This is a genomic window from Citrobacter sp. Igbk 16 (assembly GCF_028069755.1).
Lineage (GTDB): Bacteria > Pseudomonadota > Gammaproteobacteria > Enterobacterales > Enterobacteriaceae > Citrobacter.
Map to the genome: position 1 here is coordinate 85,117 of NZ_JANEWJ010000006.1, position 17,555 is coordinate 102,671.

Consider the following 17,555-nt stretch of genomic DNA (forward strand, 5'->3'; position numbering starts at 1 on the left):
TTAACACATCGTTATTTTTGATCATTTCATTTTTTGGAGGGGGTTAAATGACTCTGCAGCAAGAGATAATCCGGGCACTTGGCGCCAAACCACACATTAATGCAGAAGAGGAAATTCGCCGCAGCGTGGATTTTCTGAAATCGTACCTCAAAACCTACCCTTTCCTTAAATCACTGGTGTTAGGGATTAGCGGTGGGCAGGACTCCACCCTGGCCGGAAAGTTATGCCAAATGGCGATTTCCGAGTTACGTGAAGAAACGGGTAACGATGCTTTGCAGTTTATTGCCGTGCGCCTGCCTTATGGTGTGCAGGCCGATGAACAGGACTGTCAGGACGCGATCGCGTTCATACAACCTGACCGCGTGCTCACCGTCAACATCAAAGGCGCGGTATTGGCCAGCGAGCAGGCATTACGTGAAGCAGGTATTGAACTGAGCGATTTCGTGCGCGGCAATGAAAAAGCCCGCGAACGTATGAAGGCACAATACAGTATCGCCGGAATGACCAGCGGTGTTGTCGTGGGTACCGATCACGCCGCAGAAGCCATTACCGGATTCTTTACTAAGTATGGCGATGGCGGCACGGACATTAACCCAATATTTCGCCTCAACAAGCGTCAGGGTAAGCAGCTTCTTGCGGCATTAGGTTGCCCTGAACATTTATACAAGAAAGCGCCAACCGCCGACCTCGAAGACGATCGTCCTTCTCTGCCCGATGAAGCCGCATTAGGCGTTACCTACGACAACATTGACGATTATCTGGAAGGAAAAACGTTGGATGCCGACGTTGCGAAGAAAATTGAAGGCTGGTACGTGAAGACAGAACACAAACGCCGCCCACCGATTACGGTGTTTGACGACTTCTGGAAAAAAGCGTAATTCGCTGATTTACCCGTGCCGGATAACCACAAAAGGGTTTATCCGGCCCAAACGACGTCATTGCACCGAATCAGGCGAGAAACCAGGCTTCCAGTTAATCTCACTAAACAGCAATTTCCCCTCGCGCTCCAACAGTCGCAACGTATGCTTACCGTCATGCCAGCACGCCCCCTGGTCAGCCGTCAGCAACTTATCCCCCAGTTGCCAGGCTCCGCTAATCACAAATACCACGCCGCCACGCGAACCAAAGGTCGTAAACGTCCGGTCAGCCACACGAACTTTCGCCTGGCAAACATCCCGACGGGTCATGATATTAAAATCCATCGACATCTGCCCTTCCGTCAGCTTCGCTTTTACCACGCGGTCGCCGGCGAAAGTAAAAGGCTGATGCTGTTTTAGCGTATGCGGTAGCGTGTTAGCGCCTTCCAGCGTGACTTCTCCCCCTTCGAGCAGCGTAATGACGCGCTCAACGCCGGGGAAGAGTGAAAATTCGCCGTTCGCAGCAATGGAGGCAATACTCGCCCGCCAGTGAAAGTCGCGTGTTGCTGGCGGAAAACAACATATTTCACGCGTTTCTCCCGCACCATTACGCCAGAGATTAACCGGCATTTTGCGGATATCAAAGTACTCCATCATCCCTCCAGAAAGGCACTGTGCGCCGACATGCCGTCATCAGGCAGCCAAATCATCATTGTTATCATTCACCCTGCTCGTTGTTATCGGCAGCAGAGTTGATTTGCCTTAGCGATGACCATGGCGTTTTGCAAAAAAGTTTAACGCGCTGATCCAGGTAGCATTTTCGCGGGCTTCAGGAGCATAACGTGTCCGAAGCGCTGTGCAAGAGGTAGGAAAGAAAAAACCGCCGATCCTGCCCACATCGTTAAACGTGTTGTGGACAAGGCCGGCGGTCTTGAGTTTTTTTTCACGCTGTCCGGGGCAATCTGCTCCGACACAGCGTGAATGATTGAGTATAGACGCCTACCGATTATTCGGCAGCCTGTGGCATTTTACCTTTCTGCGCTGCACGTTCTGTCAGACGCTTCTCAAAATTGGCATTAAACTGTTTTTTCTGTTCCGGGGTCAGAATGTTATAAATTTTGTTCTGCGTTTCCATATGCGCCAGCATGTTAGCTTTGCGCTGCTCTTCCATCTTCGCAATCTGCGCTTCAGCTTTCGCTTTATCGAAGCTATCGCTGGCGATGATATCGTGCATTGCACGGCGTTCTTCCAGCGGAGGACGTTTCATCTGATCGCGCTGACCTTTCATGATGTCGCGGATCTGCTGTTTCTGTGCATCGGTCAGGTTCAGGTCTTTAAACATCATGTCATGATGCGGGGCAAACTTACCGTTGTGGTGCATCATCGGTTTGGCATCTGCCGGAGCGGCTGTGGTCGTGTCAGCGGCATGAGCCAGATTTGCAGCGCCCAGCGCCAGGGTAGAGGCAACAAACAGAGCAGTCAGTTTACGCATAATTTCTATCCTTCCTTTCAGTTATTCTTACGACATTCATGCGACTCTTATGCAACGTGATGTCGTGTTGACGAGATTAACTTTACCGGCTTAAGCGTCAATTAATCAGAGCAACGGTAAAACAATGAAAGTGTAAAAAACAAACTTTCATCAATTATGAAGAAAAAAAGAATAAATTGCGGAGAGTTGAAATAAAAAATTACAACAGGATGATTTTGAAAGGATTATGAAGAACTATACCTGAACTCTGGTTATTAAGAAAGCAACTTACCAGGAATAATCCGTAATAAATATAAACAGCACGCAAAAATAAGCCCTCAGAGATTAACCCAAGGGCGGATATATCTTTTACAACCTTTCCAGCATCAGTCCCGCACGTAAACCACAGGCCACATTGGGATTAGGAAAGAGAACATATTCAACGTCATGAGTGACGATACAACGTTCATCACCATCCTGAGCCAGTACGGTTCCCTCTTTAAACGCGGTAAAGTTCAGTGTCTGGTTGTCCATGTAGAGAATGAAATCGTCGCTGCGCCGTGTAATTTGCGCTACCACGCGATAGCGTAACGGCGGCGTCTCAGCTGCCGCTGCGGGTCTGCCTGTCAACAACATTGCCAGCGCCTGCGCAGTGTGAGCAAACTGTGACAGGTTGTTTTGCCCAAACGGCAGCGCCTTGCCCAGCTCCAGCGTGCAGGCCAGCGCGCCAAAATGCTCCCCACTAAAATGGGTAAACGTTCCGCCTGGTGCCTGGTGGAAAACCAGAGCCTCCAGCCCCGCATCCCCCAGCCAGTGAAGGAACGCCTCATCCCATGCCACATCACGCTGCGGTAGCACGCCAAAACGCAAATGATGTGACCCGCGAATAGCCGTGTGGAGATCGAGATGCCAGCGAACAGGTGCCTTTGCCCGCGCGTAAAAATCTTCCAGACACAGTTCAAGCTCGCGGGCACGCCGTGTTTCACCGCTCTCATCGAAGAGCTGCCAGCGGCCACCAAACATACGGTTCAGATCGCTATGACAATAGCGTTTGCCCGCAGCTAACGCCTGCGGATTGCCCAGGATCACCAATAGCCGCCATGTCAGCGGCAGCTTGCCGCTAAACAACCCGGACAGCAAGGTATCCAGTATTTCTACTGGTGCGGTTTCGTTACCATGAATGCCCGCAGACAAAACCAGCGAACGCTCAACCGGAACAACCGGCGTCAGTTCCAGCATGCCATGCCCAATCCATTGCCAGTCAAAACCGTGAGCTTTCCCCCGGGAGGTATCTGGCGAGTCTCCCGCAAGCGTCAGCGCAAGGAAATTATCCATGACGTGTACGCTCCTGCTGGAAGGGATACACCGAACCGAGTTTGAGTAATTGTGTCAACGTATCCAATGCTTCACGCCCTTCGCGCAGCAACTGCGGGTCAGCAAGATCGGCTGCGGTAAGGCGATCGCGATAGTAACGATCAACCCAGTTATTCAGCGTGTTAAACAGCACATCATTCATGAGAACCGCCGGGTTCACCGCCTGTTGCTCCTGTGGGGTTAACACGACCCGAAGGCGCAGACACGCCGGGCCACCACCGTTGGACATGCTTTCGCGCAGATCGAATACCCGTAGATCGTCAATCGGGTTGTCATCTTCAAGCAGACTGTTTAAATAATGCCATACCCCTGCATGCTCCCGGCATTCCTGCGGCAAGACCAACATCATTGAACCGTCATCACGACTGAGTAGCTGGCTGTTAAACAGATACGTTGCCACAGCATCCTGCACTGACACTTCCGCCAGGGGAACTTCCAGCGCCGTAAATCCCGCCACCTGGCTACGTAACTGCTGTAACAACGCCTGCTGGTTGGCAAACGCCAATTCATGACAAAACAGCACCTGACGATTTGATACCGCAATAACATCGTTATGAAACACCCCAAGATCGATAACATCCGGGTTTTGCTGAGCAAAGATAATCTGTTTAGGGTTCACGTGATTCAGGCGCGCAACAGCTTCGCTGGCCTCACGTGATTGCCTCGCCGGATAACGCTTCGGCTGCGCGCTATTGCCCTCTTCACGACCATAGACAAACACCTGCACGCCGGGATCACCATAATCACCGCCGAGGCGGTTATGGTTAGCCGCACCTTCATCACCCAGTAACGCAACTTGTGGCAATGCACTATGGACCGTAAAGCGGCTCTCATCACGGAAGATCGCGTTTAACAACGCTTCAGTGGTCGAAGCCTCCAGCGAACGGTGAAACTTGTTATTCAGGTTGGCGACGGTCAGATGCACTTTCCCGTCCAGCGAATCTGCCGAAGGACAGACCGTGGCCGCATTCGCCACCCACATCGGCGAAGCGGAACTGGCACTGGAGAGCCAGTGAGGTGCCTGCCGTGCCACCTTTTCCAGCACCTGTTCATCACTGCCGCTAAATCCCAACTGGCGCAGCACGGGAATATAGGGACGCTCGTGAGGTGGGATCACCGCCTGCGGGAATCCGGCATCGGCCAACGCCTTCATCTTCAACAGGCCCTGTTTCGCCGCCAGACGGGGATTCGACACCTGAAAACGGTGTCGGGTTGAGGCCTCATTGCCAAATGACAACCCCGCATAATGGTGAGTCAGTCCCACCAGACCGTCGAAATTTACTTCGCGCGCTTTCATGGCTTATCCTCGCATGAAAAATCGAGTCCTGGGCTAAGCGCTGTCGGCAACGTCAGGGTCGGAGATTCCAGGCTCGCCATCGGCCAGGCGCAATAATCTGCGGCATACCACGCACTGGCGCGATGGTTGCCTGAAGCACCAATCCCACCGAACGGCGCGGTGCTTGCCGCGCCGGTTAGCGGTTTATTCCAGTTGACGATGCCCGCACGAGCTTCCAGTAGCAATTGGTCAAACTGATTGCGATCCGGTGAAACCAGCCCGCACGACAAACCAAAGCGGGTATTGTTGGCCATGCGAATCGCATCATCAAAGCTGTCATAACGCCAGACACCGAGCAGCGGGCCGAAGACTTCTTCATCCGCGACATTCGCCACGCCGGTCAGTTCAATAATGCCGGGGGTCAACAGTGAAGTCCCCGCGCGTACCTGCCGTGGTGCCAACAGGGTTCGCCCTCCCTGCGCTTCAAGGTGTTGCCAGGCATCACAAACATGTTGCGCCGCCTGTTCAGAAATAAGCCCACCAATAAACGGTTGCGGTTGTGCATCCCAGTTGTCCGGTATTAAACGCTGACAAACATCCACCAGCCGCGCCAGAAACGCATCGCCCTGCGCCCCTTTTTTAACCAGCAGACGACGGGCACAGGTACACCGTTGCCCGGCTGTAACAAACGCTGACTGAATAGTCAGATGTACTGCCGCATCAATATCTTCGGGGTTCTCGATAATCAGCGGGTTGTTCCCGCCCATCTCCAGCGCGAGGATCTTTTCCGGCTGGCCAGATAGCTGACGATGCAGCTGATAACCCGTATTTGCGCTACCGGTAAACAACAGGCCATCAAGGTCCTCCAGCGCACTCAGTGCCTGTCCTGTTTCACGCCCCCCCTGAACCAGGTTCAATACGCCCGGCGGTAATCCCGCCTGTTCCCACAGTTTGATCACCGTCTCACCGGTCCACGGCGTCAGCTCGCTGGGCTTGAAAATCAGCGTATTGCCAGCCAACAACGCCGGAACGATATGACCATTAGGTAAATGACCGGGGAAGTTATACGGGCCAAACACGGCCAGCACACCGTGTGGGCGATGACGTAACGTCGCTGCGCCATCTGGCAGCGCGTTATGCTGTTCTCCGGTACGGGTGTGATACGCCTTCACTGAGATGGCAATTTTATTGATCATCGCCGTCAGTTCGGTTGCAGCTTCCCAACGCGGCTTGCCGGTTTCCCGTGCAATGATCGCCGTCAGTTCTGCTTTATTACTCTCCAGCAGCGTCGCGAATTTCTCGACAATGTCCTGGCGGGCAGCAAAAGCCTGTTTTGCCCAGCCCGGAAAGGCAGCCCGCGCCGCCTGGCATGCCAGTGCTACCTGAGTCGCATCGGCATCATTGCCTTGCCACAGCACGTCCCCGCTCACTGGGTTCGTTTTCACCCGACGTGCACCCAACCCGGTCACCCAGTCGCCGTTTATCCATAATGTCATGCTGCTTTCTCCTCTGCACAAAGACGCACAAAACGTACATGGTCACCCGCGTGGCATTTCAGGGCGTCCAGTTGCGCTGCCGTCAGTACCAGTCGCTGGGTATTCGGATCGGCACGCACTAACATGACGCGGAAGTTTTGGTAATTTTCATTAGCCACCAGGCAGGCAGGAAATTCGCCCAGTGCAGGCTGACCTTCAGCCACTTCCACCAGTCGACTTTTGCGGATAGCACGTACCCGGTCGATATCGCATTCCAGCGTCGGCCCACCGTCGAAAATATCGATATAGTTGCGGTAGCGAAATCCTTCTTTCTCCAGCACCGCACGGGCTGGCGCCGTTTGCGGATGCACTTCGCCAATCACACTTTGCGCTTCTTCCGACAGGAAGTGGGTGTATATAGGATGTTTAGGCATCAGCTCTGCAATAAACGCTTTTTGTCCGGTGCCACAGAGAAAATCTGCGCGGCTGAATTCCATCGAGAAAAAACGCTTGCCAAGGCTTTGCCAGAATGGCGAATAGCCGTGTTCATCAATGACACCCCGCATCTCTGCAACGACTTTTTCGTTAAAACGGTCACGAAACGCCGCCATAAACATAAAGCGCGACTTCGACAGCAAATAGCCGTTACCTTCTTTACGCCAGTCCGGATCGAGAAACAGGGTACAAAGCTCACTGCTTCCGGTGTGATCGTTACTGAGAAACAGCGTCGGCAATGCGTTATAGACATTCAACTCTTTCGAAGCATGAACCAGCGTGCCAACACGGTAGTTGTACCAGGGATCGTTAAGCCCTACCGCCACTTCAATCGCACAAATCCCCGCCACGGTTCCGGTGGCACTGTCTTCCAATACAAAAACGTAGCCCTGCTCGCTTTTAGGCAACTCGCCACGCCAGGTTTTCAACGAACGATCAATACGCGCCGCCAGCGTGGCTTCATTTGCGGGCAATGACGTCAACCCACCGCCGGTCTTACTGGCAAGCTGCATTAACGCGGTGATATCCGCGTGTTCAATAGGACGGATCACCATCATGATGAACCTCCTGCTTTAATGCGTTCGCATGCCAGCGCAAAACGATCGAGTCCGGTTGCCACCTCTTCCTGGCTGACATTTAGCGCAGGCGCAAAACGCACCACGTTACCGCCGGCAATCAACACCATGACGCCTGCATTGGCCGCTTCCTGGGAGATCTGTTTCGCTTTTCCGGCAAATTCCGCATTCAACACACAACCAATTAGCAGCCCCAGGCCACGGATTTCACTAAACAATCCAAAACGTTCGTTAATAGCGTTAATACGCTCCACAAACCAGTCATGACGCTGTTTCACACCATTGAGGACTTCCGGCGTGTTAACAATTTCCAGCAACTTACCCGCTACGGCAGTGGCTAATGGGTTTCCACCGTAAGTTGTGCCGTGAGTGCCCACGGTCATCACGCTGCTGCAACGTTCTGTGGTCAATAACGCGCCAATAGGGAATCCACCGCCAAGCGCTTTGGCCGTCGTCAGCAGGTCTGGTGTCACACCGTAGTGCATATAGGCATACAGTTCGCCGGTACGCCCAACGCCGGTCTGTACCTCATCAAAAATCAGCAGCGCATTATGACGATCGCATAATTCACGCAGCCCCTGTAAAAACGCGGTGGTTGCCGGCACGACGCCACCTTCCCCCTGCACTGGCTCCACAATAACCGCACAGGTGGTGTCATCAATCAATTGGCTGGCGGAGTCGAGATCGTTATACACCGCGTGACGGATATCCGGCGGCAGTGGTGCGAAATCCTGTGAATAGGCTGGCTGCCCCCCAGCACTGACGGTAAACAGCGTGCGACCGTGGAAGGCGTTTTTAAATGCCACAATGCCGCTTTTTTGGCTGCCAAACCGATCGTGGGCAAATTTACGCGCCAGTTTTAGTGCGGCTTCGTTGGCCTCTGCGCCGGAGTTGCAGAAGAAAACACGCTCGGCAAACGTCGCGTCGATAAGCTTCTTCGCCAGACGCAATACCGGTTCGTTAGTGTAACCGTTGCCGGTATGCCAGAATTTGCTGGCCTGGTCGTTTAATGTCTCACGCAATGCCGGATGCGCATGTCCCAGTGCGTTAACCGCAATGCCTCCCGCGAAATCGATATACTCTTTACCCTGTTGATCCCACAGACGTGAACCTTCACCACGCACCGGAATAAAAGGCGCTGGGACATAGACAGGCATCATCCATTCATCAAAATTTTCACGCGTAACTGACAGAGACATAGCGACCTCAACGGTAAATAAAAGGTTATTTATATGTTAATAAATATAGTGTTTGCGGTGTAAATGTAGATTGCAGGGTTCGTGCCAGCCAGCGAAAAAAGTGCATAAACGGAGTCGTTGAACGGAATATCAACAAGTTACAACACAACGATATTCACTTTCCGTGCATATAAAGTGAATATGTTTGCGTATCAGAGGACTAAATAGAGGAAAAACCGCAATTTTATTCAGTCGCCAAATATAATTCTGGAATTGTGATCGTATACGAAATTTATCGGAAATTATTGCCCCATAGCGACGCGCTTCGCGCCAAAACGGTGCAGTTTTTGCTCCATCGTTAACACCATTAGCAATCATTGTTGGAATCAGGTGACAAGAAGCAGTCAGTTCGTGGAAATTCTGCTACCATCCTTGCACTATTCATCTTACAAAGTGGCAGCGACTATGAAATTTGTCTCTTTTAATATCAACGGCCTGCGTGCCCGACCTCATCAACTGGCAGCCATTGTCGAAAAACACCAACCGGATGTTATTGGCTTACAGGAGACAAAAGTTCACGACGATATGTTCCCTCTCGAAGAGGTAGCAAAATTGGGCTACAACGTTTTCTATCACGGTCAGAAAGGCCATTACGGTGTGGCACTGTTAACCAAAGAAACACCGATCGCAGTGCGCCGTGGTTTCCCGAATGATGACGAAGAGGCTCAGCGCCGTATCATTATGGCGGAGATCCCGTCTCCGCTTGGCAACATCACCGTCATCAACGGCTACTTCCCACAGGGCGAAAGCCGCGACCATGAAACTAAATTCCCGGCAAAAGCGGCGTTCTATCAGAACTTACAAAACTATCTTGAGACGGAGCTGAAACGCGATAATCCGGTGCTGATCATGGGTGATATGAATATCAGCCCAACCGACCTGGATATCGGCATCGGCGAAGAGAATCGCAAACGCTGGTTGCGTACCGGGAAATGTTCCTTCCTGCCGGAAGAACGCGAGTGGATGGAACGTCTGTTAGGTTGGGGACTGGTGGACACCTATCGTCACGCGCATCCTGATAAAAACGACCAGTTTTCGTGGTTTGATTACCGCTCGAAAGGCTTCGACGATAACCGTGGTCTGCGTATTGACCTGCTGCTGGCAAGCAATCCGCTGGCGGAACGCTGCGAAGAAACGGGTATCGACTATGAGATCCGCAGCATGGATAAACCGTCCGACCACGCGCCAGTGTGGGCAAAATTCCGCGTCTAATCATCAGCATTTTTTCGCTCTCCGGGCCTCGCCTGGAGAGTCAGTATATTCTGTGCAAAATCAATAAAGCGACGGTAATACATTGTTGCGAGCCGGATTTTAATATATCTTCGCGCGCACTTTTCGCTGGTGAAAGCGCTTAATCACCCACGGATTTACAGGAGACCCCCCATGAAAAAGAAGTTCGCATAAGGCAGAATACCGACTGCTGATTGTGGCAGTGCTATTCTGCGCCCTGGCTGGGGTTTTCCACTATTTTGGTCTGTCTGACCTGATAACCAATCTCCATCATTTACAAGATATCATCCGCCAAAGCGGGCTGTTCGGCTACGCGCTTTATATTCTGCTCTTTATCGTCGCGGCGCTATGCCTGATACCCGGCAGCATTCTGGTGATTGTCGGCGGTATCCTTTTCGGCCCACTGGTTGGCACGCTCATCTCTTTACTGGCAGCAACCGTTGCCTCGGCATTGTCATTTTTACTGGCACGCTGGCTTGGGCGGGAACTATTACTGCAACACGTCGGGCATACGGCGACGTTTCAGGCGATCGAAAAAGGCATTGCCCATAGCGGTATCGACTTTCTGATCCTGACCCGTCTCGTCCCCCTGTTTCCTTATAATATTCAAAACTATGCTTACGGACTGACGGCCATTCCGTTCTGGTCATTTACTCTGATTTCAGCTGTCACCACGTTACCAGGTATCTTTATCTATACGCTGATGTCACACGAACTCGCCAGTGAAGGCATCACCTGGGCGTTTATCGTTAAACTCAGTGTTGCAGGCTTTGCCTTGTTTGCCCTCGTGCAGGCGGCAAAAGCCTGGGCCCGATATAAACATGTCGACCCCTCTGCAAATCGAGAGCTTGCCGGTAAATGAGAACGCTGAATAAGACACAGTTAAGAAAGTGTTGCCGGGCTGGGTTCATTGCCCTGTTGGTCGTCGCGTTAATGGCGTGGGCATGGCTGCCCGACGTGAGAGACTTTCTCACACAGAGCCTGACTGCGTTTACCACGCTTGATCAGCATGCTCTTGAAAATTTCATTCGTTCCTGGGGTCCCCAGGCCGCGGTCGTATCGTTCTTCCTGATGATTTTACAGGCGATCATCGCCCCACTTCCCGCCTTCCTGATCACCTTTGCGAATGCCTCATTGTTTGGCGCATTCTGGGGAGGTGTTCTCTCCTGGACCAGTGCGATGGCGGGGGCAGCACTCTGCTTTTTTATCGCCCGGGTGTTCGGCCGCAGCGCAGTAGAAAGATTAACCGGTAAAACGGTGTTGAAAAATATGGACGCCTTTTTTGAGCGCTACGGTAAACACGCCATTTTAGTCTGCCGCCTGTTACCTTTCGTTCCATTCGATCCGGTCAGTTACGCCGCCGGCCTGACGTCCATCCGCTTTCGTCATTTTTTCATCGCCACCGGTATTGGCCAGTTGCCTGCCACTATCGTTTACTCATGGGCTGGTAGCCTGCTGACCGGCGGCACATATTGGTTCGTGACCGGGCTGTCTATTCTGTTTGCCCTGAGTGTCGTGATTTCAGTGGCAAGAGGCCTTTATCTTGAGCGGCACAGGAAGCGTTCCTGAAGCCTCCATAAACGACTGGAGATACTATGCGTTACTGTTTATTGTGCCTGAGTTTGCTGCTCTCTCCGCTGGCGACCTTTGCGCAGAGTGATAACTGGCAGCACATCAAAAACGACGCCCGGGGTCAGACGGTGTGGTTTAACGCCTGGGGAGGCGATAACGCCGTTAATCAGTATCTCGACTGGGTTAGCGGTGAGATGAAAACACACTATGCCATTAACCTGAAAATTGTCCGTCTGGCGGATGCCGCCGATGCTGTAAAACGCATCCAGACCGAAGCAGCATCAGGGCGTAAAACAGGCGGTTCGGTTGATCTCCTGTGGGTCAATGGCGAGAATTTTCGCACGCTGAAAGACGCTGGCCTGCTGCAAACGCAGTGGGCGCAAATGCTGCCCAACTGGCGCTACGTGGATACCCAACAACCGGTGACTGAAGACTTCGCCATTCCAACTGAGGGTGCCGAATCTCCGTGGGGTGGCGCGCAGTTAACCTTTATCGCCAATCGGGATATCACCGAACACCCCCCTCGCTCTGCGCAGGCACTGCTGGAATTTGCGCGAGCGCATCCCGGCACGGTGACTTATCCGCGCCCACCCGACTTTACCGGTACCGCTTTTCTCGAACAGTTGCTGATTACGCTCACCGCAAAACCACAAGCACTGAAAAGCGCGCCCGATCCAGCCACGTTCGCCGAGGTTACCGCCCCCTTGTGGCAGTATCTTGATGCTTTACATCCCGTACTGTGGCGCGAAGGGAAAGACTTTCCCCCTACGCCTGCCCGCATGGATGCCCTGCTGAATAGCGGCACGCTGCGGATGTCGTTAACCTTTAACCCTGCGCATGCACAGCAAAAAATCGCTCGCGGCGAGTTACCGAAAAATAGCTATAGTTTTGGCTTCTCTCAGGGCATGCTGGGTAATGTGCATTTTGTCACCATTCCCGCGAATGCGCGTGCCAGTGCCGGGGCGAAAGTGGTGGCTAACTTCCTGCTCTCGCCTGAAGCGCAGCTCCGCAAAGCTGACCCCACCTTTTGGGGCGATCCTTCAGTGCTTGACCCCAAAAAATTACCAGCCGAACAGCGGGAGGCGCTACTGGCTCGAATCCCGAAAGGACTCCCCGCTGTCCTGCCTGAGCCACACGCAGCCTGGGTAAATGCACTGGAACAAGAATGGCTACGCCGTTACGGTACGCATTAATTCTGCTGCTCTGGGCCTTCATGACGGCAATCTATTTGCCGCTGGTCCCTGCGGCTTTTACGCTAATTGCGCCAGCGCTTTCCATTGCACACTGGCTGGCGCTGTTTGCCGATCCCCAACTCCTGCAAGCGCTACTGGCGACACTGGTTTCTGTCACGCTGGCAGCCACTGGCGCGCTCAGTATCGCCCTGCTGACCGTTCTTGCATTCTGGCCCGGCGCCAGATGGGTGCGGCTTTGTACTCACCTCCCCTGGCTGCTGGCGGTTCCGCACGTTGCCTTTGCCACCAGCACGCTGTTACTTTTTGCCGAAGGCGGCATGCTCTACCGTCTATTGCCGTTTCTCAGCCCACTATTGGACCGCTACGGTGTGGGTCTGGGCATCACATTGGCGGTGAAAGAAAGCGCTTTCTTGCTCTGGATCCTTTCCGCTTTATTGAGTGACAAGCAGTTGTCGCAACAGGTCATCGTGCTGGACTCTCTGGGTTACAGCCGATTGCAGTGTCTGAACTGGCTGGTACTGCCCTCTATCGCGCCAGCGCTAGGGAAAGTTATGCTGGCGATTGTCGCGTGGTCGCTCTCCGTCGTGGATGTCGCCATCGTCCTTGGCCCCGGCAACCCGCCAACACTCGCGGTGTTGAGCTGGCAATGGTTAAGTCAGGGCGACGCCGACCAGCAGACAAAAGGCGCGCTCGCCAGTTTGCTGCTGGTGCTGTTACTGGTCATTTTTGCGCTGGCGGGCTATCTGCTCTGGCGCGGCTGGCGGCGCACAATTCCGGCAATCAGCGGTGTACGCCTGCATTTTTCATCCTGTACAGCCGGACGCTCGCTGATACAGCTTCTGCCCCTCAGCGGCATTGTGTGCGCAGTCGTTTTGCTCCTGATGGCAGAATACTCATCGCTGAACCGAGATGCGCTGATCAACAGCCTGCTAATGGGGCTTCTGGCCAGTACGCTTGCGCTGGCCACGCTGTTGATATGGCTGGAATGGGGGCCACAAACCGGGCACCGTTGGGTCTGGTTGCCCATTATATTACCCGCGTTACCGCTGGTCACCGGGCAATATACGCTGGCGCTATATGCCCAACAGGATGGCCAGTTCATCACGGTGGTCTGGGGGCATTTATTGTGGGTAACACCGTGGATGCTGTTTGTGCTTAAACCTGCATGGCAGCGTATTGACTCGCGCCTTATTGTGATTGCGCAAACGCTGGGCTGGACACAATACCGCATCTTCTGGCAGGTAAAATGCCCGTTGATTCTGCGCCCGGCACTGATTGCTTTCGCCGTAGGATTTTCGGTGAGTATTGCCCAGTACATGCCAACATTATGGTTGGGCGCAGGTCGTTATCCCACACTCACGACCGAAGCCGTAGCATTAAGCAGCGGTGGTAGCACCGCTATTCTGGCGGCACAGGCGCTATGGCAATTGCTGTTACCGTTGGTTGTTTTCGCACTCGCAGCCTCGCTTTCCGCCTGGGTTGGCCGCTTTCGACAAGGACTCCGCTAATGCTCATAGTGAAAGATGCTTCCCTGTACCTGGGTTCAACACCCCTGCTGACAGGCGTCAACCTTCAGGTCAATAAAGGTGACATCGTCACTATTATGGGGCCTTCGGGTAGTGGCAAGTCTTCACTATTTTCGTGGATGATTGGTGCGCTCCCCGATCAACTTCGTGCCTCCGGTCAACTATGGCTCAATGAACGGCGCATTGACACATTACCTACCGCACAGCGCCAGATTGGTATTCTGTTCCAGGATGCCCTGCTGTTTGATCATTTCAGTGTTGGGCAAAATTTATCACTGGCACTACCCGCTGACCTGAAAGGTACGGCGAGACGCGATGAAGTGGAACATGCCCTTGAGCGCGCGGACCTGGCAGGCTTTTATCATCGCGACCCGGCATCGCTGTCCGGAGGGCAACGCTCACGCATCGCCCTGCTTCGCGCCTTGCTGGCACAACCGCAGGCTTTGCTGCTGGATGAACCCTTCAGTCGCCTGGATGCGTCACTGCGGGATACGTTTCGCCTGTGGGTTTTCACCGAAGTGCGGAAGTTGGGGATACCTGTGGTGCAAGTCACCCACGATACGCAAGACGTCCCCCCGGCAGGCCGTGTAGTACAAATGGATTCCTGGGCGTGAATGTGGCGTTATGCTGCGTTAACGCAAGGATTTTACTTAACCGGCGGCACACAATGTCGTCCTCTTTTTTTCAACGTCGGGCTATTCGATGAAACGTGTTTCTCAAATGACCGCGCTGGCACTGGCTTTAGGGCTCGCTTGCGCTTCTTCCTGGGCTGCTGAAACAGCACAGACGCTTACCCTCAACCAGTTACAGCAAAAACAAGGCGCGGCAATCGATACCCGTCAGAGCGCTTTTTATAATGGCTGGCCTCAGTCGCTCAATGGCCCTTCCGGGCACGAACCCTCCGCACTGAATCTGTCTGCCGCCTGGCTCGACAAGATGAACGATGAACAACTTAGCGCCTGGGTTCAGGCACATCAGTTAAAAACCGATGTGCCAGTGGCACTGTATGGCAACGACAGCGATGTGAAAGCCGTCAAAAACCGCCTGCAAAAAGTGGGTTTTAACCATATTTCGACCCTTAGCGATGCGCTACAGGACCCTGCACGCTTGCAGCGCCTGCCGCACTTCGAACAGTTGGTCTACCCACAATGGCTGCACGATCTTCAGCAAGGTAAAGACGTTACCGCAAAACCGGCTGGTGACTGGAAAGTCATTGAAGCGGCCTGGGGTGCGCCAAAATTTTATCTGCTGAGCCATATTCCGGGTGCGGGATACATTGACACTAACGAAGTCGAAAGCGAACCACTGTGGAATAAAGTCTCCGACGAACAGCTAAAAGCGATGCTGGCTAAGCACGGTATCCGCCACGACACCACGGTCATTTTATATGGTCGCGATGTGTACGCCGCCGCACGCGTGGCACAAATCATGCTGTATGCGGGTGTAAAAGATGTTCGCCTGCTCGACGGTGGCTGGCAAACCTGGTCCGACGCAGGTTTACCCGTCGAACGCGGCACCCCGCCGACGGTCAAACCAGAACCGGATTTTGGCGTCACGATCCCCGCCCAACCACAATTGATGCTGGATATGGCGCAGGCTCGCGGCTTGCTGCATCGCCAGGATGCGTCACTGGTCAGCATCCGTTCGTGGCCAGAGTTTATCGGCACCACCAGTGGATACAGCTACATCAAGCCAAAAGGTGAAATCGCTGGCGCTCGTTGGGGCCATGCGGGAAGTGACTCCACTCACATGGAAGATTTCCATAATCCGGATGGTACGATGCGCAGTGCAGACGACATCGCCGCCATGTGGAAGCAATGGAACATTCTGCCGGATCAGCAGGTCTCTTTCTATTGCGGCACCGGTTGGCGCGCCTCAGAAACCTTTATGTACGCCCGCGCAATGGGCTGGCAAAACGTGTCGGTCTATGATGGCGGTTGGTATGAGTGGAGCAGCGATCCGAAGAACCCGGTAGCCAGCGGTGAACGTGGTCCGGACAGCAGCAAGTAAGATTGGCATTATTACCGGATAAGCGTATCCGGCAACGCAATACGTTACGCCTGACGCTGAACCGCTTTCAGCGTCAAATATCCACTCCAGATCCGGGTGAGTGTTGTCATCCAGCACAGCGCGCCAAATATCCATGCCATCAGGGCAAAATATCCCGGGAACAGGCAGCCCAGCACAAATAACAAAATGGTCTCGGTTCCTTCGGTCAGCCCGCCCAGATAATAAAACGACTTATGCGCATAACCCGGATTATCAATCTGGTGTTTCGCCGCCAACGCGGCAAAGGCGAGAAAACTACTCCCCGTTCCGATAAAGGCGAACAAAAGCCAGCTGCCGGCCAGCGCATTCAGCTCCGGTGCGGCCAGAATAAAACCAAACGGTACTAAGGCGTAAAAAAGAAAGTCGAGCGAGATATCGAGAAACCCGCCGGCATCAGTAAGCCCCCTGCGCCGCGCAAGCGCACCGTCCAGTCCATCAAACAGACGATTTAGCACGATAACCACCAACGCCGCCTGATACCAGCCTAAAGCCAGAAACGGCAACGCCAGCACACCAATGGCAAAACCAACCAGTGTCAGGCCATCCGGCGTAATTGCAGGCTTATCGATAACCCGCACACACCGATGCAAAAGCGGTTTTAAGCGCGGATGAAGATGGCAGTCAAGCATGTGGGCGTCCTTTGAAGGTGTCGCACAGTCCCTGCGAAGGAATATCAAGGGCGGCATTAAAGCGCGCCGAGAGATTTTGGAACGCAATCAGCGCGGTCATTTCAGTAATGGCATCCTCGGTAAAATGCAACTTCATTTGCGCCTTTAATGCCTCATCAACCCGAGGCGGCGTGGCCGTAACGGCATCCGCATAAGCCAGTGCGACACGTTCTTCTTCACTGAACAGCGTCGATTCCTGCCAATTAGCCACTTGTAATACTTTATCCAGTGCGCCACAGCGTTCAGCCAGACGTAAACTGTTGGCATCCACACAAAAGGCGCAATGGCACACCTGAGAAACACGTGTCATCAACAATGCTCGCATCACCGGCGTTAAGCGCGCCCGCTTACGCTCCAGGAAGCCAACAAACAGCGCCACCAGCCAGAACAGAAATGGCATTCGCCCCCACCAGCGCGTGGGATGTAGCACATCGCCATAGTGTTTTTTCTGTGTTGCAACAAGCGGTTTCAAACTGGAAGGGATGCGCGTCAACGGTTTTACCCATGACTGAGGTTCATTCAACGGTTGCTCCTGAATACTTTTGGTCAAACCCAT

17 protein-coding genes are annotated in these 17,555 nt (G+C 53.5%); 8 read left to right on the forward strand and 9 right to left on the reverse strand.

Annotated features, from left to right (window positions below; translation table 11 throughout):
• The first annotated feature begins 47 nt into the window (after positions 1-47).
• The gene (gene nadE / locus NNO03_RS06375) at positions 48-878 is read left to right on the forward strand and encodes an ammonia-dependent NAD(+) synthetase (RefSeq protein WP_202038823.1); all 831 of its coding nucleotides are present in this window, start codon (positions 48-50) and stop codon (positions 876-878) included.
• Between the two features lie 57 nt (positions 879-935).
• Here nadE and ves read toward each other — a convergent pair whose 3' ends face one another.
• The 7 genes from ves to NNO03_RS06410 all read right to left on the reverse strand — a co-directional run bounded on the left by ves (position 936) and on the right by NNO03_RS06410 (position 8,722).
• Entirely contained in the window at positions 936-1,511 is a 576-nt protein-coding gene (ves, locus tag NNO03_RS06380) for an environmental stress-induced protein Ves (protein WP_048211887.1), read from the reverse strand.
• Between the two features lie 352 nt (positions 1,512-1,863).
• Entirely contained in the window at positions 1,864-2,349 is a 486-nt protein-coding gene (gene spy / locus NNO03_RS06385) for an ATP-independent periplasmic protein-refolding chaperone Spy (RefSeq protein ID WP_115602141.1), read from the reverse strand.
• 348 nt (positions 2,350-2,697) lie between these two features.
• The gene (gene astE / locus NNO03_RS06390) at positions 2,698-3,663 is read right to left on the reverse strand and encodes a succinylglutamate desuccinylase (RefSeq protein WP_271449099.1); all 966 of its coding nucleotides are present in this window, start codon (positions 3,661-3,663) and stop codon (positions 2,698-2,700) included.
• Complete coding sequence (gene astB / locus NNO03_RS06395; protein WP_271449100.1) at positions 3,656-4,999, reverse strand: N-succinylarginine dihydrolase; 1,344 nt, start codon at positions 4,997-4,999, stop codon at positions 3,656-3,658. Before astB ends, astE begins: the two co-directional genes overlap by 8 nt.
• The gene (gene astD / locus NNO03_RS06400; RefSeq protein ID WP_271449101.1) at positions 4,996-6,474 is read right to left on the reverse strand and encodes a succinylglutamate-semialdehyde dehydrogenase; all 1,479 of its coding nucleotides are present in this window, start codon (positions 6,472-6,474) and stop codon (positions 4,996-4,998) included. Before astD ends, astB begins: the two co-directional genes overlap by 4 nt.
• Positions 6,471-7,505, reverse strand: a complete 1,035-nt coding sequence (astA, locus tag NNO03_RS06405; protein ID WP_271441134.1) for an arginine N-succinyltransferase — start codon at positions 7,503-7,505, stop codon at positions 6,471-6,473. The genes astD and astA overlap by 4 nt, the downstream gene beginning before the upstream one ends.
• The gene (locus NNO03_RS06410; protein ID WP_271449102.1) at positions 7,502-8,722 is read right to left on the reverse strand and encodes an aspartate aminotransferase family protein; all 1,221 of its coding nucleotides are present in this window, start codon (positions 8,720-8,722) and stop codon (positions 7,502-7,504) included. Before NNO03_RS06410 ends, astA begins: the two co-directional genes overlap by 4 nt.
• A 444-nt stretch (positions 8,723-9,166) precedes the next feature.
• Between NNO03_RS06410 and xthA the strand changes: the two genes are divergently transcribed.
• The 7 genes from xthA to NNO03_RS06445 all read left to right on the forward strand — a co-directional run bounded on the left by xthA (position 9,167) and on the right by NNO03_RS06445 (position 16,292).
• Positions 9,167-9,973, forward strand: a complete 807-nt coding sequence (gene xthA, locus NNO03_RS06415; RefSeq protein ID WP_271449103.1) for an exodeoxyribonuclease III — start codon at positions 9,167-9,169, stop codon at positions 9,971-9,973.
• 220 nt (positions 9,974-10,193) lie between these two features.
• Entirely contained in the window at positions 10,194-10,853 is a 660-nt protein-coding gene (locus NNO03_RS06420; RefSeq protein WP_271449139.1) for a TVP38/TMEM64 family protein, read from the forward strand.
• A complete protein-coding gene (locus NNO03_RS06425; RefSeq protein WP_271449104.1) occupies positions 10,850-11,560 on the forward strand; it encodes a TVP38/TMEM64 family protein in 711 nt (236 codons plus the stop codon). Before NNO03_RS06420 ends, NNO03_RS06425 begins: the two co-directional genes overlap by 4 nt.
• Before the next feature lie 26 nt (positions 11,561-11,586).
• Complete coding sequence (locus NNO03_RS06430) at positions 11,587-12,756, forward strand: ABC transporter substrate-binding protein (protein WP_271449105.1); 1,170 nt, start codon at positions 11,587-11,589, stop codon at positions 12,754-12,756.
• Complete coding sequence (locus NNO03_RS06435) at positions 12,729-14,264, forward strand: thiamine ABC transporter permease (protein WP_271449106.1); 1,536 nt, start codon at positions 12,729-12,731, stop codon at positions 14,262-14,264. Before NNO03_RS06430 ends, NNO03_RS06435 begins: the two co-directional genes overlap by 28 nt.
• Positions 14,264-14,896 (forward strand): ATP-binding cassette domain-containing protein, encoded by a 633-nt coding sequence (locus NNO03_RS06440; protein ID WP_271449107.1) that lies wholly within the window; start codon positions 14,264-14,266, stop codon positions 14,894-14,896. The genes NNO03_RS06435 and NNO03_RS06440 overlap by 1 nt, the downstream gene beginning before the upstream one ends.
• Before the next feature lie 88 nt (positions 14,897-14,984).
• On the forward strand, positions 14,985-16,292 hold the full coding sequence (locus tag NNO03_RS06445; RefSeq protein WP_271449108.1) for a sulfurtransferase: 1,308 nt from the start codon (positions 14,985-14,987) through the stop codon (positions 16,290-16,292).
• Positions 16,293-16,336: 44 nt separating this feature from the next.
• Here the strand turns inward: NNO03_RS06445 and NNO03_RS06450 are convergent, their stop codons facing one another.
• Both NNO03_RS06450 and NNO03_RS06455 read right to left on the reverse strand, forming a co-directional pair.
• Positions 16,337-16,960, reverse strand: coding sequence for a CDP-alcohol phosphatidyltransferase family protein (locus NNO03_RS06450; RefSeq protein WP_271449109.1), 624 nt, complete (start codon positions 16,958-16,960; stop codon positions 16,337-16,339).
• A complete protein-coding gene (locus tag NNO03_RS06455; protein ID WP_271441141.1) occupies positions 16,953-17,522 on the reverse strand; it encodes a carboxymuconolactone decarboxylase family protein in 570 nt (189 codons plus the stop codon). Before NNO03_RS06455 ends, NNO03_RS06450 begins: the two co-directional genes overlap by 8 nt.
• Positions 17,523-17,555 lie beyond the last annotated feature (33 nt).